Below are 20,361 nucleotides of genomic sequence, written 5' to 3' on the forward strand. Positions count from 1 at the left end.
TGCATGGCCGTCATGAGGACGTGTTGTCGCCCGGGGTGGGCAGGTCGATGCCCGGAAAGATTTTGATCACCGCGCTGTCGCCTTCACCGCCATGGCCGGCGGCGGAGGCCTGCATGAACATCTGGTGTGCAGTGGCCGACATGGGCAGCGGAAACTTGGTGGCCCGTGCGGTGTCGAGCACGAGACCCAAGTCTTTGACGAAGATGTCCACGGCCGAGAGTGGGGCGTAGTCGCCCGAGACAACCTGGGTCATGCGGTTCTCGAACATCCAGCTGTTGCCCGCGCTGTTGGTGATGACCTCATAGAGCGAGGCGGGGTCGAGCCCCTCGCGCAGGCCCAGGGCCATGGCTTCGGCGGCCGCGGCGATGTGCACGCCCGCAAGCAACTGATTGACGATCTTTACCTTGCTGCCCGCTCCGGCCGGCCCGAGCTTGTAGACCTTGGCGGCCATGGCATCTAAATACGGCTGAGCGATGGCATAGGCCTCGGACTCGCCGCCCGTCATCATGGTGATCTCGCCCTTGGCGGCCTTGGCTGCGCCGCCTGAGATGGGTGCATCGAGGTAGCGGATCTTTTTTTCGGCGAGTCGGCCCTCGAGTGTCTTGGACCAATTCGGGTCGACGGTGGAGCACATCACAAAGAGGCTGCCGGGGGCAAAGGTTTCGAGCAGGCCATTGGGGCCAAAGAGCACGGCTTCGGTCTGGGCGGCATTGACCACCACGCTGATGACCACCTGGCAGTGACGGCCCAATTCGGCGGGCGTGCTGCAGGCGGTACCGCCTTCCTTAGCAAAGGCTTGGGCCGCCTCGGGTCGAGCATCGCAGACATGGGGCACGTGGCCTGCGCGTCGCAGTGACTGGGCCATGCCCAGGCCCATGGCGCCCAGGCCAATGACACCCACCGTGGTCATGACTTGGTCTCGGGGTCGCTGAGGGTCTGAAGGGCTGCTCGAAGGCGCGCGAGTTCGGCCCGGGCCTCGGGCGAGAGGTCGGGCACGTTCTTTTGTAGTCGGGCGAGCACCTGTTGAATGGAGGCGTCGTCTTCCATGTTGATGTTGGTTGCACCGTGCGCAGCCGCATCACCTGCATGCGGGGCGGCCGCGCCATTGGAGGCGTGGGCGGATGTGTGGGCAGCGGCGGGATCGGCAGCCGTGCCGGTTCCGGTTTCGCGGGCATGGAGGCTGGGCTCGGCAGATCCGTGTGCCATGGCGCTTGCGCCAGCTGATTGGAAGGCCGTTTGAAGTGCGGGCTCGGAGGATGCATGTGCGGCAGGGGCATTGGCGGTGTGGGCCTGCGCGGCCTGGGATTCGCCCGGGGTGTTGGCCTGTGCAGCAGCGGCGCGGCGCTGTTGGCGTTCCACCATCAAACTAATGAGAAGCCAGCCTGCGCTGAGCACCAGCCACAGGCAGAGCACGGCACCCGCCGAGACCTGGGCCTGGCTGCTGAGGTCCGCGAGTTCGGTGCCAAAAGAACTCCATGGCAAGGCTTGAAGCCAGCCGAGATGACCCCCTTCAGACTGGGTGCGTTGACCCAATATGAGCAGCAGAAGCAGGCTGTTGAGCAGCAGAAGCAGGCGGTTGGCCGTCATGATTGATACAGTAGCAGACATCACCACTCGATTTCGGATCACGCGGCCCGATGAACAACGAATTCGAACTCCCCACCGAGGGCGTCAAAATCTACTCACCCGAGCAGGGCTGGCAGTCTGCGGGACAGCCCCAGCACGAGGCGCAGGATGTGCGGCCCCACGGAACTGATGGGACCGATGGGCCCGTGGGCCCGGCCGCGGCCGCATCCGCGGCGTCCTTCGAAGAACCCGTGGAAGAGGTGCGAGATGACGACACCGTGCTCGTGGCGGAAGACCCGTCTGTGCAGGAGCTCGAGGTGGCCCCTGCGGTGTCGGCCTATGTGAACGAAGAGCGGCTCGCGGAAGCGGATGACGATGCGCCGCGTTACGAAGAGATTGCACGCATGCGTGCCGAGCGCACGATCGATGACAGCCCGCTGCCCCCTGCACTGGCAGCCGACCAGGCCCGTGCGCAGGTGGCCCAAGGCGAGGCGGCTGCCCTGGCCCAGGTGGGCGATTCCCTCAACAGCCTCTTCCTCGCCTTGCAGGCCAGTGCCCCAGGCACCGACCTCACCAACCGCGGGCCCACCTGGCGCGATGTGGCCGACATCAGCCGGCACATGGAAGAGTGTTTGTCTGCGCGGCAAGAGGCGCTCGCGCAATTGGCGAACATCGAGCGTCAGATTCGAGACACGCGCGAAGACCTTCTGGAGACCCTGCGGCTGCTCGCGGCCATGGAACAACAGAACTTAGAGGCCGCCACCGTGCGCGCGAACATCAGCGCACTGGCTGCGAACGTCATCTCGAAGCGATTTACGACCTAGCCTTCGGGGGTTGAAGACTTAGCGTTTGTTGGGGCCGTTGCCGCCGAAGAGTCGTGAGACCAGGCGCAGCACCGGCTTTTGAGCGGGTTCGGCAGCCGCCTTCTCAATGGGCGCGCCGCTGGTGGGAGCGCCATTGGCCACAGCCGTTTGCGGGCTGGATTGCTGAATGGGTGCCGCAGGCGGCCGCTTGGCAATGCTCGGCGGAATGGCCAGCGGCTTGCCCACATGGGTGACGGTGGTCTGGGCCGTGGCATTGCGCTCGGCCTGTGAGACCGCCACGCGGTATTTCAAATTCGAATGCAGCAAGGGGCTGCCACCCACACCAGCGCTGCCGCCCGTGGTCATGGGCCGCTTGTTGTTGGCTGAGTGCAGGGCCATGGCCTGCTCAATGGCGCGTGCAAAGGCGAGGAAGGATTCCTGCAGGCGTTTGTTCTTGTGCTTGACCAGAAACTGCTCGGCAAAGGCGCGTTTGGCGTCGACGGCATCGAGGATGGGCGGCGTGAGCACGAAGGAGACGGGGAAGCGCTCGGAGGAGCTGTGCACGGCGGTGATCTGGTCGGCCCGCACGCGGCTGGGCGCGATGACCAGGGTGGGGTGGTAGCGCGGGGCCTCAAAGACCCACTTGTGCTTCTTCGCGAACTCGATGGTGGTGACCAGTTCCACTTCAGAGACGGCCGAGGGCATGACCACGAGGTCGAATTCAAACAGGAGCTCGCCGTCCAGGAAGTCGTTCCAGGTGAGGTCGGCCAGCAGGATGTCGGTGTCGTCGTTCAGGGTGCGCAGGGTTTTGCGCACATCGATGAGCAGGCGATTGAAGCCACCATCCTTGGGGAAGGTGATGGTCTGCAGTCGGATGGGGTTGGGCGTCTCCGCGGACTGGGCCCCACGAATCCAGCGGCTGGACGAGCCCTGGCTGTCGAAGTCGAGCAGGGTCGTGCGTTTTCCGAGATGGGCCGCGAAGTAATGCACCAGGTTGGCGGAGATGGTGCTCTTGCCCACTCCACCTTTTTGGTTGGTGACGAGAATGCGGAACATGTCTAGAAATCGGAAAGGGGGAGGGAAACTATAGTGTGCATGGGTTCATTTGTACAAACTAGAGTTTCTCACCTTGGCCCAGAACGCGCACGGTATTGAAGCCATATCGGGCCATGATTTCTTCCTCGGAGTAGTCGGGGTTGTATTCCATGGCGTGGGCAATGGTGGCGGCCTCCCAGGCCGGGCCCGTCACGGGGCCGTTGAGCACGAGGGTGGGCGGAATCTTCCAGTTGGGCCTGGATTTTTCCAACTCGGCCTGGGTGGGTCGAAACTTCTCGGGCCGCTCATTGATGAGCTCGAGCACCCGCGTGGGCGTGGTGCCGCCGAGTGACTTGAAGCGGCCAATGTCGTAGATGCCCAGGGATTTCAGCTCGGTGAGGTCGGTCTTCAGGGCCGTGACCTTCTCGGTATCGATGCCGCCGGGCACGGTGGGGTCCTCGACCATTTTGTAGGCTTGGTAACGGCTCACTTTGCTGGGGAAGTCTCGCAGGCTGAGGTCGTTGGCCACAAAGATGTTGGTCAGGATGTTGTTCTTGTTCTGGCGAAGGCTGTCCTCGAAGGCCTGCAGCACGGTCGTGCCGGGGGGCCAGGTGGGGTAGAGGGCCGTGATGCCGGCCTCTGCCAATTTCTCACTGGCCACCAGGGTCTTTTCCAGGGCCTCGGCATCGAGTTCCACGCCATCGATCTGCGGAACGGCAATCTTTTGCCGCAGATAAACCCAACTGAGGCCCTCTGGGAAGCGCTCGGGCAGGCCATCGGGGGTGAAGCCATCGACGTTGTCGGGGTCTGGGGTGAGGCCCAAGGCGGTAATGGCTGCGAGTACTTGCTCACCCAGGCCGGCCTCCAGCAGAGAGGCCTTGGCCTCGGCTTCGGCGGCCAGTTGGGCGGCGAGCGCCTCGCCATCAGCATCTTCGTCGACTTGAAGTCGGTACTGGTTGGCAATGCCGAGGACGGACTGATCGGCCACTGCGCTGCGCAGCTTGTCCGGCATGATTTGGTCGCCCACGACCTTGTTGCGGGTGACCATGGCCCGAGCGTCGGCCCAGGTGACGCCGGCCGGGAAGCGGCGCAGTTCGTCACCCGCGCGCACGGCGGGGTTGCCCTCGGGGTCTTCCTCAAAGGGGGTGTCGGGCAGGCCGAGGAGTTCAGCCTTGGCCGCGGTATTGCGGGCTTCGATTTCTTCTTGTTTGGCGGCTGCGGCTGCGAGGGACGGGTCTCTGGCCAGGGCCGCAGCGCGGGCTTCGGCCGGGAGGTTGTCCAGCGCGGCAAGCCGGTTGAGCTGGGTGGCAAAGGCGTTTTCCCAGGTGCCGTACGAGCGCGAACGGGCCGCGAGTGCACTCGCTGCGCTGGTGGACGAAAAGTCGACGGACGTGACCATGCCGGGCCTCCTGTGTTGCCTACAGCTGGGTATAAGCAAGAGGAGTGCCAGGAGGGGCGGGAGTGGCTCGAGGTGCCTAGATCGCCAGCGACTCAGGGAGGGGCGCAAGCGCTCGATTTCGCCTTTTGTCTGGGCTCACTCGTCATCCTCGAGTTCATCACGCCGCTCGTAATCCTCTCGGCGCTGCGCCGCAAATGCCTCAAAGGCATCAAGCAAAGCATGCTTGGCAGACGTTCTTGAAAACACGGGTCGCATCGGTGCTCGACGATTCCCTGTGACCGCGAGGACTGGATCGTCAAGTTCCTTGAGTTCTACGGGCATATCGGGCAGGGCCAGGACTGCCCAGCCATTGATGTAATCGCCGCGAGAGCCCGCCGTGGACCACTCGTTGAGGAACGTGTGCACAGCCCAGTCTGAGCACGACATGCTCGCGATCCAACGGAGAAATCGCAGCAACTCCGCATCAAAGCCCGGGATAAATTGCTTTGCAGGGTAGGCGTCTCTGGAGGGGGTGGTGCTGGTGGCCCTTGCAGAGAGTTGAAGCAGGCGCCCTTGGCGACGCCGAGTCTCGATCGCGGCCTCCGTCCATCCAGTGTGCTCCATGACCATGGCGAGGTCCCAGTACCGCCCTCGGTCCTCTAAATTAAGGTCGGTCGATTTCAGGCCACTCAGTTCGCCGTCCGGACAAAAGACATGGGCCATTCCAAAGAACAGGTCCTCTGAGTGATCTGCATGATCTATTTCCCTGACGGCCTGTCGGAGCTTCTCTTGTTCGGCCTCTGTCTCCTCTGGGCCACCGTGAAAGGAAAACTCATATGTGATGGCGCCGATCAACTCATGCAAAGTAATGGATGGTGGGGCTTCATCTGAGCCCAATGGCGCACAAACTGTTCGCCTGTCTTTGCGTCGCCTGCCGGCAATAATAAAGGTCATGACACCTGCACCGATGCGCAGCGGTAAATCAATGCACTGGTCAAACATGGCGCTGACCGAGTAGTTGATATGACTCCCTTCTTTGTAGTGCACGCCCGAATACTCGGTGTCGTGCGCGAACGGCGTCGACCGACCACTGACATCCCAGCGTCTCGATGTGTCTCTGACGGTGTAGGACTTGGAGTCGTCTATGGCCCGATGCTCGTCCTCTCCGCTGACCAAGTTCAAATACGGCGTTGCGGTGGGTGAGTTTGGATCCTGTGCAGCCACGATGGTCGACAAAAGTTGATGAGGGATTCGGAGTTCTTGACGCAATGAAAGCTCCAAAGCCTCCAACGCGGGCTCCCCGGAATCATCGCGAGGATGCGCTCGGATGATGTCGCCGGATCGTATGGCCTCATACCTTTCCAGGTAAGCGTGAACCCAGTCACGGGTGTAGACCTCCTGCAGTGACTCGTTCGCTTTTAGTAACTCGAAAATCGCTGAGAGATTTGTGCCAGCCTGAAGAGCGATCTCCTGGTCAAGCCAATGGTGTGCCGCATCGGTTATGTCGGACACACTTTCTCGTAAGCCGCTAGGCGTCTCTACTTGTTGTCTTTTCAGTAGGCGCCCGCTGCCGGTGAGTTCAATTCTTGGATACATGATGTTGCTTCCCTGCTGGGTATGTTGCTCTCGCTTTCCTTATAACGCTACCTTCCACTTGCGCAGTTGGCTGAATCCCCGACCGATCGCATGGTGCTTCACATTGAGGGTTCAGCGGTTCCGTCATTGTCGGCGGCGGGGGCGGTGAGCGTCCGAATGGTCAGGGCACAGCGTTGCTCAATCAGAGCATTGATTCGCTCAACCACGGCATTGCCAGCAAAACGGTGTACGGGGTCAGACTGGAGTTTGCGGGCCGTCGCTGGCAGTAACGATGCCAACTCCAGAATGCGCCGTTTGGCCTGCGCCTTGGTAAAGCCTGTGTCCTTGGCGAACTGCTCCCAATGCCGCGCCTGGACTTCGCTGAACTTGTACTTGCTGCCGATTTTCATCGCCATCTTCTGCGTCAGTGTCGGATACACCGCCGTCGAGAGCGTGTCGTAAAACGGCGCCAGAACGGGTGTCTTGCCCGAGTACAGCAGAGAGACATTCTTGGCGTGTGCATCATGATTGCCAATCAGCGCATTGAACAGCACGTAGTCGAGCAGTCGCAGGACTTGCGGCGCACTGGGGCGCGTCGCACTGCGCACCAGATCAAAACACTGGGCCAGATCCGGGCCACCTTCACTCTGGTATTTCATTTCCGGCACCACGCCCAGCGCCTGGCAAAAGTCCTCTTGATGAAGCCGTTGCCGCTGACCCTGGACATCAATCAGTCGGTCGTAGCGCTCAACCAGCAGAAACGAGCGATCCAACACCCAGTGCACTTTTGATTTTGCTGGTTTGAGCTGCATGGCCTCGGCCAGTGCCATGCAAAACCCCTCGTTGATCACGCTGTCTTCAATGGCGTGGATGGCCGGTTTCAGGATGTGGGAGCTGGGCGTGCCGCGGAGTGGCAGTCCGATGCGCCCATCATCGAAAACCACTGGCAACTTGTCCTGAGCGCCCGCCAATGAGAGTCGCAAGCCGTCTTTGCCTGCCAGCATGGGACGACGCGGCAATTCATCGAGGATTGCCACGACCTCCTCGTTGCTCAGCCATTGAACGTCGTCTTTGCGGCTCGGCACAGGCAATGCCTGCCCCGGCTTAAGGAATGTCACGGCTCCAGCGCACTCACCACCGATGTGGTCCAGCAGCGCAAAGTCGTTTTGGCCCGAGACCTGAAACCGCTGCGCAATCAGTCGGCGCATCTGCCCTTCCGGTAAAAGGCCAGCAAAGAAGGGGCGCGTTTTACGATCATCGAATGGCTCTGCTTGCAGTGGCAGCGAGGCGGACAAGGCCACGGCGTCTTTGTGTGACAACCAACCGGGTGCGTAGCAAAAGTTCAGCCGCCCATCGACCAGCGCCAAAGTACCGACACGATCGGCGAAAAGCCAGACGTCTAGCTCATGCGCCATGGCCGTCGTCCTCTCGTTGATCGTCGGACCCAACGGATGGCAACCCGCTTAAATGGATTCCTCCGCCCAGGGTATCAATGACCCGCAGCACATTCTGCAGCCGCAAGGTGGGCTTGCCCGCCTCAAGGTCCACAATGAAGCGCACACCCACCCCAGCCGCCAGCGCCAACTGGGGCTGGGTCAGCCCGAGTTGCTTGCGAGCGGCACGCAGTGCATCGCCGAGTTGTTGCGGTGATCGAATGGATATCATGGCTTGCATAGTTTCCCGTTCGGGAAATTATGAGGCACAACCGGAGTCAATGAAAGGTTTATTTCCCGATTGGGAAATAAAAAAACTGAATCTTGCCCTTGCAAAAGGAATGTTACCGATCGGGAAATAATTACACTTTCGATTCCACGCTGGCGGGAGTGGCTCCGACATAACTTTGCTACGCAAAGTGAGTCTTCGCCGAACTCCGCAGCCTTTGGCTGCTCCGCTTCGAACCGCGCGTCCGGGCCGTCCACGGATTCCCCGTTCAACAACCCTATCCAAAAACACAAAAAGCCCACGAGGGGCTTTTGTGTTTTTGGTGGAGCCGGCGGGAATCGAACCCGCGTCCGCAAGCCTTCCAAAGACAGTTCTACATACTTAGTCGGTCTATTTGGATTTAATCGAGTTGCTTAGCCGACAGACAGGCCGGCAACCGACGATCCGCTTGTTTTAGGCACCTGACCCACGGCTTGTCCGGTGACGATCTGATGTAAATGACACTGCTGCGGGTTTTACCCCGCCTGGCCCATCAGAGAACCAGTGCAGCGCCCGCCGGGTTTAAGCGGCGAGAGCGAAACGCTCGTCGTTGGCGTTTATTAATGTCCGAATGGATTTACGAGGGAATCGGTCCTCGGTATGCCCTGCGCTCCTTCACTGCCCACGTCGAAACCAGGTCGGCCCCAATTTCAATGCGAGGACGAAGTATTGACCCAACCCCCTGCAGACGCAAGCCTTTTCAGTATGATTTTTCGCAGGCTGTGCACGTGGCGGCGGCACCCGTGGTGTGTTGCACAATCAAGGCTTCCCCACCCCATTCACCGACCAGGAGCGCCGCATGTCCAGCCTGTTTGATTCCTTTGCCTTGTCTGACCTGAGCCTGCCCAACCGCATGGTCATGGCCCCGCTCACCCGCAGTCGCGCAGGTGCAGGCAATGTGCCCACGCCGCTGATGGCCACCTATTACGCGCAGCGCGCCACCGCCGGGCTGATCATTGCCGAGGCCACCCAGGTCTGCCCCGAGGGCCAGGGTTACATCTCCACGCCGGGCATTCACTCGGCCGAGCAGGTCGAGGGCTGGAAGTTGGTGACCGACGCGGTACGTGCGGCGGGTGGTCGTATTTGTCTGCAACTTTGGCATGTGGGCCGCATCTCGCACACGAGCTTTCAACCCGGTGGTGCGGCACCGGTGGCCCCCTCGGCCATCGCGGCCGACATGAAGGCCTATACGACTGAGGGCTTCGTGCCTTGCTCGACGCCGCGGGCTCTGGAGACGAGTGAGCTGCCCGGGCTGGTCGAGGCCTACCGTCAGGCAGCGCTTCATGCCAAGGCCGCGGGCTTCGACATGGTCGAGGTGCATGCTGCCAACGGCTACCTCATCGACCAATTCCTGCGCGACAAGACCAACCACCGCACCGACGCCTATGGTGGCGCCGTGGAGAACCGCGCGCGCCTGCTGCTGGAGGTGGTGGATGCGGTGGCCTCGGTCTATCCGGCCGGCCGCGTGGGCTGCCGCATCTCGCCGGTGTCGGGATTCAATGACATCGACGACTCCAACCCACAGCCCCTCTTCGCGCATGTGGCCAAGGCTCTGGGCAGCCGCGGCCTGGGCTACCTGCACATCATTGAAGGGCAGACGGGCGGCCCGCGGGATGCCGACCAGCGGGTGGACTTTGCCGGCCTTCGGCGCAGCTTCAAGCAGGCGGGGGGCCTCTGCACAGTGGTGAACAACGGCTACACCAAGGCCATGGCGCAGGCGGCCGTGTCATCGGGGGATGCAGACCTGGTGGCCTTTGGTGTGCCCTTTCTGGCCAACCCGGACCTCGTGGCCCGCTTCAGGCTGGATGCGCCTCTGAATGCACCCGATGCGTCCACCTTCTATGGTGGCGGCGAGAAGGGCTACACGGATTACCCCACCATGGCCCGCTGAGCACCCTCCGGGCGGGTTTTGGACAGGTGGCATCGGCTGATGTGCCTGTTATTTCCGCATTTGAGCGGTTTGAGCACCCCGCACGCAGGGGGGTAGGGCTTCGGGCGTCAGGCGCTCAAAACGAGTAAAATCGAGGGATTTCAAGAGGCCTCATGGACTCCTTCGCCAAAGAAACCCTTCCCGTCAGCCTCGAGCAGGAGATGCGTCGCTCCTACCTCGATTACGCGATGAGCGTGATCGTGGGCCGCGCCCTGCCAGATGTTCGCGATGGCTTGAAGCCCGTGCACCGCCGGGTGCTCTTTGCCATGCACGAGCTCAACAACGACTGGAACCGGGCCTATAAGAAGTCGGCCCGCATCGTGGGTGATGTGATTGGTAAGTACCACCCCCATGGCGACTCGGCCGTCTACGACACGATTGTTCGAATGGCCCAGCACTTCTCGCTGCGCTACATGCTGGTCGACGGCCAGGGCAACTTTGGCTCGGTCGATGGCGACAACGCCGCCGCCATGCGTTACACGGAGATCCGCCTGGCCAAGCTGGCCCACGAACTCCTGGAAGACCTCGACAAGGACACCGTCGACTTCGGCCCGAACTACGACGGCTCTGAGAAAGAGCCGCTCATCATGCCGGCCCGCATCCCCAACCTGCTCATCAATGGGTCCTCGGGCATTGCGGTGGGCATGGCCACCAACATTCCGCCCCACAACCTCACGGAGGTTGTGGCCGGCTGCCTGCACCTGCTCGAGAACCCCGAGGCCACGGTCGACGACCTCATGGGCTTCATCCCCGCGCCAGACTTCCCCACGGCCGGCATCATCTACGGCGTGGAGGGGGTTCGCCAGGGCTACCGCACGGGCCGTGGCCGCTGTGTCATGCGGGCCAAGGTGCACTTCGAAGACATGGACAAGGGCTCCCGCCAGTCGATCATCGTCGATGAGCTGCCCTATCAGGTGAACAAGCGCTCACTGCTCGAGCGAATTGCGGAGCTGGTCAACGAGAAGCGCCTGGAGGGCATCTCGGACATTCGCGATGAGTCAGACAAATCGGGCATGCGGGTGGTGATCGAGCTCAAGCGCGGCGAGCTGCCCGAGGTGGTGCTCAACAACCTCTACAAGAACACCCAGCTGCAAGACAGCTTCGGCATGAACATGGTGGCCCTGGTCGATGGCCAGCCGCGCACCCTCAACCTCAAGCAGATGCTCGAGTGCTTCCTCTCGCACCGTCGCGAGGTGGTCACACGGCGCACCGTCTTCGAACTTCGCAAGGCCCGCGACCGCGGCCATGTGCTCGAGGGCCTGGCCGTGGCGGTGTCGAACATGGACGAGATGATTGCCCTCATCAAGGCCTCGCCCACGCCGGTGGAGGCGCGCGAGGGCCTGATGGGCCGGGCCTGGAAGGCCGACCTGGTTCGTGAACTGCTGGCCCGCGCCACCGAGACCACCGTGGCCGAAGCCTTCAAGCCCGATGGCCTGTCGGCGGCCTATGGTGCCCAGGCCGATGGCTATCGACTCAGCGAAACCCAGGCCAACGAGATTCTTCAGATGCGTCTGCAGCGCCTCACGGGCCTGGAGCAAGACAAGATCGTCTCGGAGTACAAAGAGATCATCGAGAAGATCGCAGACCTGCTGGACATTCTCTCGAAGCCCTCCCGCATCACGGCCATCATGACCGAGGAGCTGCAGGCCATCACGAAGGAATTCGGAGACGGCCGCCGCTCGGTCATTGAGCTCAATGCGGAGGAATTTCAGACCGAGGACTTCATCACCCCTCAAGAGATGGTGGTCACGCTCACCCACACGGGCTACATCAAGAGCCAGCCGCTCAACGAGTACCAGGCCCAGCGCCGTGGTGGGCGTGGCAAGACGGCCACGGCCACGAAGGAAGACGACTGGATCGACCAGCTCTTCATCGCCAACACCCACGACACCATCCTGGCCTTCTCCAACCGCGGGCGCGTCTATTGGCTCAAGGTCTGGGAAGTTCCGCAGGGCTCGCGCACCTCGCGTGGCAAGCCGCTGGTCAATGTCTGGCCGCTGGAAGACCAAGAGAAAATCACCGTGGTGCTGCCGGTGAAGGTCTTCTCGGACGACCATTTCGTGTTCATGGCCACGGCCCTGGGCACGGTCAAGAAGACACCGCTGTCGGCCTTCTCGCGTCCGCTCAAGCGCGGCATCATCGCCTGCTCACTCGACGAGGGTGATTACCTCATCGGCGCGGCCCTCACCGACGGCGCCCACGACGTGATGCTCTTCTCGGATGCGGGCAAGGCGGTTCGGTTTGCCGAGGGCGATGTTCGGCCCATGGGCCGAGAGGCCCGTGGTGTTCGAGGCATGTTCCTCGAAGAAGGCCAGTCGCTCATCAGCATGATCGTGGCCGAGGACGAGGCCGCCTTTGTGCTCACGGCCACCGAGAACGGCTATGGCAAGCGCACGGTCATCTCTGAGCACACCCGCCATGGTCGCGGCACCAAGGGCATGATTGCCATTGCCACCAGTGAGCGCAACGGCAAGGTGGTCTCGGCCTGCCTGGTGCGCGAGGGCGATGAAATCATGCTCATCACCGACAAGGCCGTGGTGGTTCGCACCCGCGTCTCGGAGGTGCGGGCGCTCGGCCGTGCCACACAAGGCGTTACGCTCATCTCCATCGACGAGGGCGGGAAACTGGTGGGCGTGCAGCGCATTGCCGACACGGGTGACCTCCCCGAGGTGGATGACGCCGAGGAGCCTTCCGACACCGATCCATCTATTGCCACCTAGGGTGTGACAGACGCCCTTCTTCAGGTCTTCCTGATCGTCTCGGTCGGGATCCTGGTGGCATGGCTGGGCTGGATCGACGAGGCCTCGACCAACCTGTTCTCGGGGCTGGTGCTTCGGGTCTTCATGCCGGCCTTGTTGTTTCGGTCGATGGCCTCGGTCTCCTTTGAATCCCTGAGCGTCACGCCGATTCTGAGTTACCTCACGGCTGGCCTGCTCATGTATGCACTGGCCTTTGTGGTGGCCCGCTACTGGGGGCCACGGGCCGACCGGCAGGAGTCGGTGGTGGGCTTGTCGGCGGCCACGGCCATTTGCGCCATCTTCTCGAACAATGTCATGGTGGGCATTCCCATTGTGAAGCTCTTCTACGGCCCCGAGGGCCTGGTGGTGCTGCTCACGGTGCTCTCGATGCATGCGCTGGTGCTGCTGGGCTTTGGCACCTTGGTCTTTGAACTCACCAGCAAGGGCCGCTCGCCTCAGAGCCGTTGGCTCACGGCCCGGCAACTGGTGCAGACCGCGGTGCTGCACCCGGTGGTGGTGCCCATTCTGCTGGGCGTGGTGGTGAGCTACTTCGCCATTCCCATGCCCATCCTCATCGACTCCACGCTGGCCGCCCTGGGCCAGGTGGGGGTGCCCTGCTGTCTGGTGCTGCTCGGGGCCTCGGTCTTTCATGCCCGCAATCGGTTCCAGGCCCGCGGGGTGGGCCTGATCATCCTCTTCAAGCTCGCCCTGATGCCGGCGGTGGTTTTCCTGTTGGCCCAATTTGTATTTGAACTCGAGCCGCTGGCCGTGGCGGTGCTCACGACCATGGGCGCACTGCCCACGGGCGCCAACCCTTACCTGCTCACGCAGCGCTACAACCAGGGCGTCTCGATGGCAGCCACGGCGGTGGCAGCCACCACGGCCTTGTCTGTAATTTCGCTACCCTATGTCTTGTCGCAGTTTGCCCATGTGAGATAACCCGTGCCCAGCCATCGTCCTTACAACTTCGCGCCCGGCCCTGCCACGCTGCCAGAGCCAGTGCTCGCGCGGGCTGCCGACGAGATGGTGAACTGGCGGGGCAGTGGCATGTCAGTCATGGAAATGACCCATCGCGGCGCGCTGTTCTCGGGCATCCACGAGAAGGTGCTCGCCGACTTTCGCCGGCTGCTTGCGCTCCCGGACACCCACGAGATTCTCTTCATGCAGGGCGGCGCCACGGCGCAGAACGCCATCGTGCCCATGAACCTGCTCGCATCCAACGCCAAGTGCGATTACCTCAACATGGGGCATTGGTCGACGAAGTCGCTGGAGGAGGCCCGCAAGTATGGCGACATGCATGTGGTGGCCTCGGCCGAGGCGCCCCAGCGCATGGATGACCAGGCCTGCGGTGCATTTGGTTACATCCCACCTGTGAAGGATTGGTCGGTGCGGCCGGATGCGGCCTACCTGCACATCTGTGGCAACGAGACCATTGGCGGTGTGGAGTTCCACCAGTGGCCCGACATGGCCAGCCTGGGTATCCCCAACGTGCCGCTGGTGATCGACATGTCCAGCCATATTTTGTCGCGGCCCATGGACTTCTCAACGGTGGCGCTCGCCTACGGTGGCGCCCAGAAGAACATCGGCCCCTCGGGCCTCACGTTTGTGATTGTGAACAAGGCCCTCTTGGAGACCACGGCCCCCGCAGCCATGGGCATCTGCCCATCGGTCTTCGACTATCGCAAGGTGGCCGCGAACCAGTCGCTGCTCAACACACCCTCAACCTTCGCCATTTACATGGCGGGCCTGGTCTTTGAATGGCTGGAGGCCCAGGGTGGTACCGAGGCCATGGGCCGCATCAATGGCCAGAAGGCTGCGATGCTCTATGGCACCCTCGATGGCTCGGATTTTTATCAGACCCGTGTGGCCCGCGCAGCGCGCTCGTGGATGAACGTGCCCTTCTACCTGCCGGACGACCGCCTCTATGAGCCCTTCCTGGTGGGGGCCAACGACCGTGGCCTGCTCAACCTCAAGGGCCACAAGGCGGTGGGTGGCCTGCGTGCGAGCATCTACAACGCCATGCCGCTCGAGGGTGTGGTGGCCTTGGTGGATTACCTTCAGGCCTTTGAGAAGGAGCATGCATGACCCCCGAGATGCTCAAGTCGTTTCGAGACCGCATCGATGCCCTCGATGACCAGCTCATTGCCCTGCTGGCCGAGCGGGCCTCCATCGTGCAGGAGGTCGGCCGCAACAAGCACAAGGTGGGCGCGGCCGTTTTCCGCCCCGAGCGGGAGGTGGCCATCATCGAGCGGATGTGTGCGGCCAACCGAGACCTTCAAGGCCCATTGCCGGACCAATCCATTGCGGCCATTTGGCTGGAAATCATTTCTGGTTGCCGGGCGCTCGAGCGTGAGATGCGCATTTCTTATCTCGGCCCTGCAGGCACCTACAGCGAACAAGCGGTTCGGGTTCTCTTTGGGCATCGCGCGGCCTACTTCCCCTGCGCCTCGCTGGATGAGGCGCTGGCGATGGCCGAGAAGGGCCTGGTGGATGTTGCACTGCTGCCCGTGGAGAACTCGATTGAGGGCACGGTGGGCCGCACGCTTGATCTGCTGCTGAGCACGCCCTTGAAGATCAGCGCCGAGGTCTCGATCCCGATTCATCATCGGCTGCTGCATGCCACTGGTGAGACTGCGGCAGTCACGCAGATCGTGGCCCATGCCCAGGCGCTGGCCCAATGCCAGCAGTGGCTCGACGCCCATTGGCCCAAGGCCGACCGCATTGCCGTGGCCAGCAATGGCCATGCGGCCGAAATGGCCTCGAAGGATCCAAGCCTGGCGGCCATCGCAGGACAGGCTGCCGCCGAGCATTACAAGTTGCAGACCTTGGCCGATCGCATCGAGGACGACCCGAGCAATCGCACGCGCTTTGCAGCACTGGGGGCCTTTGAGCCCGAGGGCTGTGGCACCGACCAGACCTCGCTGATTCTCTCGGTGCCGGACAAGGCTGGGGCCATGCTCTCGCTCATCGAACCACTGGCCCGCCATGGCGTGTCGATGAAACGCTTTGAGTCGCGACCCGCCCGGCAGTTGGGCAGCGGCGGCTGGGAGTACTTTTTTTATGTGGACCTCGTGGGCCACCGCGAGGACGCGAGCGTGGCCGCAGCCTTGGATGAGATTCGTGCCCGGGCCGGCCTCTTCAAGCTCTTGGGCTCCTACCCTTTATTCGACAAGCTCACGGCCCCGCCGGCCTGAGCGACCTGCACGCACAAGGCACACGACATGGCCATTCAAGACCAGGCACCTGAGCACATTCGGGCCATCGCCCCCTATCAGGGCGGCCTTCCCATCTCTGAGATTGCGCGGCGCTATGGCTTCTCGGAGGCGCAGGTGGTCAAGCTTGCCTCCAATGAGAATCCGCTGGGCATGGGCCCGAAGGCGCGCGCGGCCATGCTCGCGGCCAGCCAAGACCTGGGCCGATACCCGGATGGCAATGGCCATGACCTCAAGGCGGCCTTGTCCAAGCGTTTTGACCTGCCGGCAGACTGGATCACGATTGGCAACGGCAGCAACGACATCCTGGAGCTCGTGGCCCACGCCTTTCTGCGGCCAGGCCGTGCCTCGGTCTTCTCGGCACATTCGTTTGCTGTTTATGCCCTGGCCACGCAGGCCACCGGTGGCACGGCCGTGGTGGTGCCGGCCCTGGCTGACACCCTGGGCCACGACCTCTCGAGCTTTCTTTCCCGCATCGATTCGAACACAGCCGTGGTCTGGGTGGCCAACCCGAACAACCCCACGGGCAGTTTTCTGCCGGGCGCTGACATTGAATCCTTCTTGAAGCAGGTGCCCTCCGATGTCTTGGTTGTGCTCGATGAGGCCTACACGGAATACCTCGAGCCTGAGGATCGTTACCCTGCTTTCGACTGGGTGCGCAGCTTCCCGAACCTGTTGGTCTCGCGATCGTTTTCCAAGGCCTATGGCCTTGCGGGCCTGCGTGTGGGCTATGGGGTGGCGCAGCCCGCGGTGACCGACCTGCTCAACCGGGTGCGCCAGCCCTTCAATGTGAACAGCCTGGCCCAGGCCGCCGCCGCTGCCGCGCTCTTCGATGAGGACTTTCTCGCCGCCTCGGCCCAGCTCAACCGCGAGGGCCTGGCGCAAATGCGTTCGGGGCTTGCCGCACTTGGTGTGAGCGTGTTGCCTTCTTGGGGCAACTTTGTGTTGGCCGATTTGTCCTCCCACCGAGGCACGAAGGCCGGTGCGGGTGGTCGGTGCTTTGAAGCCTTGTTGGCCAAGGGCGTGATCACACGACCGGTGGGCAACTATGGGCTGCTCGACCATCTGCGCATTTCGATTGGCACGGCTGCGGAGAACGATGCCTTCCTAAAGGCGATGGCCCAGGTCTTGCCGGGTCTGGCCGCCTGATGCAGCAGTTGGTCATTCTGGGCGCCGGCCTGATTGGTGGATCGGTGGCGGCTGCGGCCCGTGCCAAAGGGCTTGCAGAACGCATTGTTGTGATCGACCCGGACCCAGCCCAGGCCGCACTGCGCCTGGGCTTGGCCGATGAACAGTTTGAGAGCCTTCAGGCCTGGCAGGCTTCGCACGCAGGATCTTCGGCTGGATCGGGTTCATCCGGCACCAATCCCCCCGCCTCGGGCACCACGGCCGTGGTGTTGGCGGCGCCGGTGCCTGTGATTGCGAATAGCCTTGCAAGCCTGGCCGATCATTTTCAAGAGATCTCCCCCGCCTGGGTCACCGAACTTGGCAGCACCAAGCATGCCTTCTTGGAAGCCTTGAACGGCCTGCGTGGCCACCCAGCCGAGTCGGCCTTGCGCGCGCGTTTCGTGCCGACTCACCCGATGGCGGGATCGGAGGCCAGCGGCGCGCAAGCAGCCAGCGCCACCTTGTTTCAAGATGCACGCATTCTGGTCTGCGACCTTCCCGAGAACACGCCCGCTGCGGTGGCCGCGGTGGAATCCTTCTGGCTGAGCCTGGGTGGTCAGCCCACCCGACTGCCCCTGCAAGACCACGATGCCGTTCTGGCCGCGATCAGTCACTTCCCGCACCTCTTGGCCTATGGGCTGGCGGGCCTGCTGGCCCACACGCCGGTGGCCGGCCTCGCCCAAACGTTGCACGGTGGCGGACTGCGAGACACCACACGCATTGCAGCCTCGTCTGCCAGCCTGTGGGCCGACATTCTTTTGGACAACCGGTCTGAACTGCTTCCATTGATCTCGGCCTGGGAGCAGTCGTTCGGTCAATTGAGCAAGGCCGTGGCCGACGCCGACCGCGCTCGACTGGTGGCTCTTCTGGAGGACGCCGCACGCTGGCGGAGGGGGTTTTGAGCAGCCCGTCTCTCATGACGTCCTACACGATGGACTGCCGCGAAGGGGCCCGTGGCACGGTGGTGCTGCCGGGCAGCAAGAGCCTGAGCAATCGCGCGCTGCTGCTGGCCGCCCTGGCAAAGGGCACCACGGAGATTCATGGGCTGCTGGCCTCCGACGACACGGCGGTGATGATCGACTGCCTGCGGCGCCTTGGGGTGTCGCTCACGGAGACGGCCGCAACGGACAACTCGATCGACAATCCAACCCACAACTCGCCGGGGTCTTCAATCTGGCGAGTGGAAGGCACGGGCGGCGTGTTTCCGGAGAAGGGCTCGGCCGCCTCGCTCATCGACTGTTTCGTGGGCAACTCGGGCTTGACGATTCGCACCCTGCTGCCGGCCATGGTGGTGGCCCAGGCCGGCACGGGGTCTCACGCAGTGCTGCGCGGTGTGCCGCGCATGCACGAGCGGCCGATTGGCGATCTGGTGGACGGCCTTCGTCAATTGGGTGCCGACATTCACTACCAGGGCAACGAAGGCTTTCCGCCGCTACGTGTGACGGGCGTGGCCTTGGCCGAGCAGGAGGTCATTCGCGTGCGTGGTGACACCTCGAGCCAATTCCTCACAGGCCTCTTGCAGGCGGCGCCGCAATTGGCCCAGCAGTGGGGGCGGCCCGTGACCATTGAAGTGGATGGCCCACTCATCAGCCGGCCGTATGTTGATTTGTCCCTGGGCATGCTCGCGGCCTTTGGTGTGCGCGTGGCCGAACCGCAGCCCAATTGCTTTGTGGTGCAGCCGGGTGTCTTGATGAGCCCTGGTCGTCTGGTGGTGGAGGGCGATGCCTCGTCTGCGTCTTACTTCCTGGCAGCGGGCCTTTTGGGTGGTGGGCCCGTGCGGGTGCAGGGTGTGGGCCGCACGAGCCTGCAGGGTGATGTGCGATTTGCAGATGCCCTGCAGGCCATGGGTGCGGAAATCACCTGGGGTGAGGATTTCATCGAGAGTTGCGCGGCCGCGCGAGATGCGAGTGGCCGGCCCGTGGTGCAGGGCGTGGACCTCGACTGCAATCACATTCCCGATGCGGCCATGACCCTGGTGGCCGTGGCCCTCTACGCCAAGACACCCACGCGCCTTCGCAACATTGGTTCATGGCGGGTGAAGGAAACCGATCGCATCGCGGCCATGGCCGCCGAGGCCCGAAAGTTGGGCGCGGCCGTGGAGGAGGGGGCCGACTTCATTGTGATCACGCCACCGACCACCCTGCGCTCAGCATCCATTCACACCTACGACGACCACCGCGTGGCAATGTCCTTCGCGCTGGCGAGCTTTTCTCACGCTGGTGACCTCGCGCAGCAGGTCAAGCACGCTGGCGAGGGGTCTTCAATCGGCGGCGAGAAGCGCTGGCAACCTGGCGAGGGGGTTCAGGCACCCGACGAGAGTCACCCGAATTTTGGCGAGGGGGTTAATGCCCCCGTCGGTGAGACCGTGGTGTATTCGGTCGAGACGCGGGGGCATTCTCCCGAGCCGAGATCAGAGCAGGTCCGGTCCATCACCATTGAAGACCCCGCCTGCGTGAACAAGACCTTCCCCACTTACTTTGATGCCTTCGCCGACATCTGCGCCCAGGCCGTGCCGGTGGTCGCCATCGACGGGCCCACGGCATCGGGCAAGGGCACCGTGGCCAGCCGCGTGGCCCAAGCACTGGGCTTTGCCTACTTGGACAGCGGCGCCCTCTATCGGCTGCTGGCCTTGGCCAGCATGAACAAAGGGCTGCCACCCACAGACGCCCAGGGCCTCGGTGCACTGGCGGCATCCATGGACATTGGCTTTGAGGGTGAGGTGATCTGGCTCGATGGCCGTGATGTGAGCGCCGAGATTCGAGCTGAGGTGGTGGGCAACCGGGCCTCGGAGGTGGCAGCCATCCCCGCGGTGCGCCAGGCGCTGCTGCGCAGGCAGCGGGACTTCGCCCGCCTGCCTGGCCTGGTTGCCGATGGGCGAGACATGGGCTCGGTGGTCTTTCCGCAGGCGCAGACCAAGGTCTTCCTCACGGCCACGGCCGAGGCCAGAGCCGCCCGCCGTGTCAACCAGTTGCGTGCCCGCGGTGAGGCGGCGGACCTCGCCACCATCACGGCCGACCTGGCCGCCCGCGATGCCCGCGATGCCAACCGGGCCGTGGCCCCCCTGAAGTTCATGCCCGGCCAGGGTGTGGTCTACCTCGACACCACCGACTGTGGGATTGAGGCTGCGGTGGCGGCGGTTCTTGAGGCGGTTGCGGCCGGGGCGGGCCGAGCACCGCACGGCCCCGCGACAACCATTTGATCCAGCAGGTTTTTCAGACTATTCTATTGGGCTAGCCGGCTGCGTCCCTCGGGCGCG

Annotated in this window: 16 protein-coding genes and 1 other RNA gene; 9 read left to right on the forward strand and 8 right to left on the reverse strand. The window is 63.0% G+C overall.

The window, feature by feature from the left end; genetic code table 11:
- Positions 1–10 precede the first annotated feature (10 nt).
- Positions 11–910, reverse strand: coding sequence for an L-threonate dehydrogenase (ltnD, locus tag AC8GDA_RS01715; protein ID WP_506556594.1), 900 nt, complete (start codon positions 908–910; stop codon positions 11–13).
- Entirely contained in the window at positions 907–1,587 is a 681-nt protein-coding gene (locus tag AC8GDA_RS01720; protein WP_506556595.1) for a hypothetical protein, read from the reverse strand. Before AC8GDA_RS01720 ends, ltnD begins: the two co-directional genes overlap by 4 nt.
- A gap of 50 nt (positions 1,588–1,637) precedes the next feature.
- On the opposite strand from AC8GDA_RS01720, the gene AC8GDA_RS01725 reads away from it, so the two are divergent.
- A complete protein-coding gene (locus AC8GDA_RS01725; RefSeq protein ID WP_506556596.1) occupies positions 1,638–2,390 on the forward strand; it encodes a hypothetical protein in 753 nt (250 codons plus the stop codon).
- Between the two features lie 18 nt (positions 2,391–2,408).
- Here the strand turns inward: AC8GDA_RS01725 and AC8GDA_RS01730 are convergent, their stop codons facing one another.
- The 6 genes from AC8GDA_RS01730 to ssrA all read right to left on the reverse strand — a co-directional run bounded on the left by AC8GDA_RS01730 (position 2,409) and on the right by ssrA (position 8,704).
- Positions 2,409–3,425: a nucleotide-binding protein gene (locus AC8GDA_RS01730; RefSeq protein ID WP_506556597.1), complete on the reverse strand. Its 1,017-nt coding sequence runs from the start codon at positions 3,423–3,425 to the stop codon at positions 2,409–2,411.
- A gap of 58 nt (positions 3,426–3,483) precedes the next feature.
- The gene (locus AC8GDA_RS01735; RefSeq protein WP_506556598.1) at positions 3,484–4,803 is read right to left on the reverse strand and encodes a hypothetical protein; all 1,320 of its coding nucleotides are present in this window, start codon (positions 4,801–4,803) and stop codon (positions 3,484–3,486) included.
- A gap of 135 nt (positions 4,804–4,938) precedes the next feature.
- On the reverse strand, positions 4,939–6,378 hold the full coding sequence (locus tag AC8GDA_RS01740) for a hypothetical protein (RefSeq protein ID WP_506556599.1): 1,440 nt from the start codon (positions 6,376–6,378) through the stop codon (positions 4,939–4,941).
- 98 nt (positions 6,379–6,476) lie between these two features.
- On the reverse strand, positions 6,477–7,772 hold the full coding sequence (locus tag AC8GDA_RS01745) for a type II toxin-antitoxin system HipA family toxin (RefSeq protein ID WP_506556600.1): 1,296 nt from the start codon (positions 7,770–7,772) through the stop codon (positions 6,477–6,479).
- On the reverse strand, positions 7,762–8,022 hold the full coding sequence (locus AC8GDA_RS01750) for a helix-turn-helix transcriptional regulator (RefSeq protein WP_506556601.1): 261 nt from the start codon (positions 8,020–8,022) through the stop codon (positions 7,762–7,764). The genes AC8GDA_RS01745 and AC8GDA_RS01750 overlap by 11 nt, the downstream gene beginning before the upstream one ends.
- Positions 8,023–8,339: 317 nt before the next feature.
- Positions 8,340–8,704, reverse strand: a transfer-messenger RNA (tmRNA) gene (gene ssrA / locus AC8GDA_RS01755).
- A 153-nt stretch (positions 8,705–8,857) separates the two neighbouring features.
- Between ssrA and AC8GDA_RS01760 the strand changes: the two genes are divergently transcribed.
- The 8 genes from AC8GDA_RS01760 to aroA all read left to right on the forward strand — a co-directional run bounded on the left by AC8GDA_RS01760 (position 8,858) and on the right by aroA (position 20,304).
- Positions 8,858–9,949, forward strand: coding sequence for an alkene reductase (locus tag AC8GDA_RS01760; protein ID WP_506556602.1), 1,092 nt, complete (start codon positions 8,858–8,860; stop codon positions 9,947–9,949).
- Positions 9,950–10,101: 152 nt separating this feature from the next.
- Positions 10,102–12,708 (forward strand): DNA gyrase subunit A, encoded by a 2,607-nt coding sequence (gene gyrA / locus AC8GDA_RS01765; protein WP_506556603.1) that lies wholly within the window; start codon positions 10,102–10,104, stop codon positions 12,706–12,708.
- A gap of 3 nt (positions 12,709–12,711) precedes the next feature.
- Positions 12,712–13,665 carry an AEC family transporter gene (locus tag AC8GDA_RS01770; RefSeq protein ID WP_506556604.1) on the forward strand — a complete coding sequence of 318 codons (954 nt, stop codon included), beginning with the start codon at positions 12,712–12,714 and terminating at the stop codon, positions 13,663–13,665.
- A gap of 3 nt (positions 13,666–13,668) precedes the next feature.
- Positions 13,669–14,811: a 3-phosphoserine/phosphohydroxythreonine transaminase gene (serC, locus tag AC8GDA_RS01775; RefSeq protein WP_506556605.1), complete on the forward strand. Its 1,143-nt coding sequence runs from the start codon at positions 13,669–13,671 to the stop codon at positions 14,809–14,811.
- Positions 14,808–15,920 (forward strand): prephenate dehydratase, encoded by a 1,113-nt coding sequence (gene pheA, locus AC8GDA_RS01780; protein ID WP_506556606.1) that lies wholly within the window; start codon positions 14,808–14,810, stop codon positions 15,918–15,920. The genes serC and pheA overlap by 4 nt, the downstream gene beginning before the upstream one ends.
- A 27-nt stretch (positions 15,921–15,947) precedes the next feature.
- A complete protein-coding gene (hisC, locus tag AC8GDA_RS01785; protein ID WP_506556607.1) occupies positions 15,948–17,087 on the forward strand; it encodes a histidinol-phosphate transaminase in 1,140 nt (379 codons plus the stop codon).
- Positions 17,087–18,007: a prephenate dehydrogenase gene (locus tag AC8GDA_RS01790; protein ID WP_506556608.1), complete on the forward strand. Its 921-nt coding sequence runs from the start codon at positions 17,087–17,089 to the stop codon at positions 18,005–18,007. The genes hisC and AC8GDA_RS01790 overlap by 1 nt, the downstream gene beginning before the upstream one ends.
- A gap of 14 nt (positions 18,008–18,021) precedes the next feature.
- A complete protein-coding gene (aroA, locus tag AC8GDA_RS01795) occupies positions 18,022–20,304 on the forward strand; it encodes a 3-phosphoshikimate 1-carboxyvinyltransferase (RefSeq protein ID WP_506556609.1) in 2,283 nt (760 codons plus the stop codon).
- Positions 20,305–20,361 lie beyond the last annotated feature (57 nt).

Source organism: Hahnella aquatica (SeqCode) (assembly GCF_965194505.1).
Classification (GTDB): Bacteria; Pseudomonadota; Gammaproteobacteria; order Burkholderiales; family Burkholderiaceae_A; genus Hahnella; species Hahnella aquatica.

Bases quoted from the DNA above. Each gene is read 5' to 3' on its own strand.
- AC8GDA_RS01720 (WP_506556595.1), bottom strand. From the start codon at position 1,587: ATGACGGCCAACCGCCTGCTTCTGCTGCTCAACAGCCTGCTTCTGCTG.
- gyrA (WP_506556603.1), top strand. From the start codon at position 10,102: ATGGACTCCTTCGCCAAAGAAACCCTTCCCGTCAGCCTCGAGCAGGAG.
- AC8GDA_RS01745 (WP_506556600.1), bottom strand. From the start codon at position 7,772: ATGGCGCATGAGCTAGACGTCTGGCTTTTCGCCGATCGTGTCGGTACT.
- AC8GDA_RS01735 (WP_506556598.1), bottom strand. From the start codon at position 4,803: ATGGTCACGTCCGTCGACTTTTCGTCCACCAGCGCAGCGAGTGCACTC.
- ltnD (WP_506556594.1), bottom strand. From the start codon at position 910: ATGACCACGGTGGGTGTCATTGGCCTGGGCGCCATGGGCCTGGGCATG.
- pheA (WP_506556606.1), top strand. From the start codon at position 14,808: ATGACCCCCGAGATGCTCAAGTCGTTTCGAGACCGCATCGATGCCCTC.
- AC8GDA_RS01760 (WP_506556602.1), top strand. From the start codon at position 8,858: ATGTCCAGCCTGTTTGATTCCTTTGCCTTGTCTGACCTGAGCCTGCCC.
- AC8GDA_RS01790 (WP_506556608.1), top strand. From the start codon at position 17,087: ATGCAGCAGTTGGTCATTCTGGGCGCCGGCCTGATTGGTGGATCGGTG.
- aroA (WP_506556609.1), top strand. From the start codon at position 18,022: ATGACGTCCTACACGATGGACTGCCGCGAAGGGGCCCGTGGCACGGTG.
- AC8GDA_RS01740 (WP_506556599.1), bottom strand. From the start codon at position 6,378: ATGTATCCAAGAATTGAACTCACCGGCAGCGGGCGCCTACTGAAAAGA.
- AC8GDA_RS01730 (WP_506556597.1), bottom strand. From the start codon at position 3,425: ATGTTCCGCATTCTCGTCACCAACCAAAAAGGTGGAGTGGGCAAGAGC.
- hisC (WP_506556607.1), top strand. From the start codon at position 15,948: ATGGCCATTCAAGACCAGGCACCTGAGCACATTCGGGCCATCGCCCCC.
- AC8GDA_RS01750 (WP_506556601.1), bottom strand. From the start codon at position 8,022: ATGATATCCATTCGATCACCGCAACAACTCGGCGATGCACTGCGTGCC.
- AC8GDA_RS01725 (WP_506556596.1), top strand. From the start codon at position 1,638: ATGAACAACGAATTCGAACTCCCCACCGAGGGCGTCAAAATCTACTCA.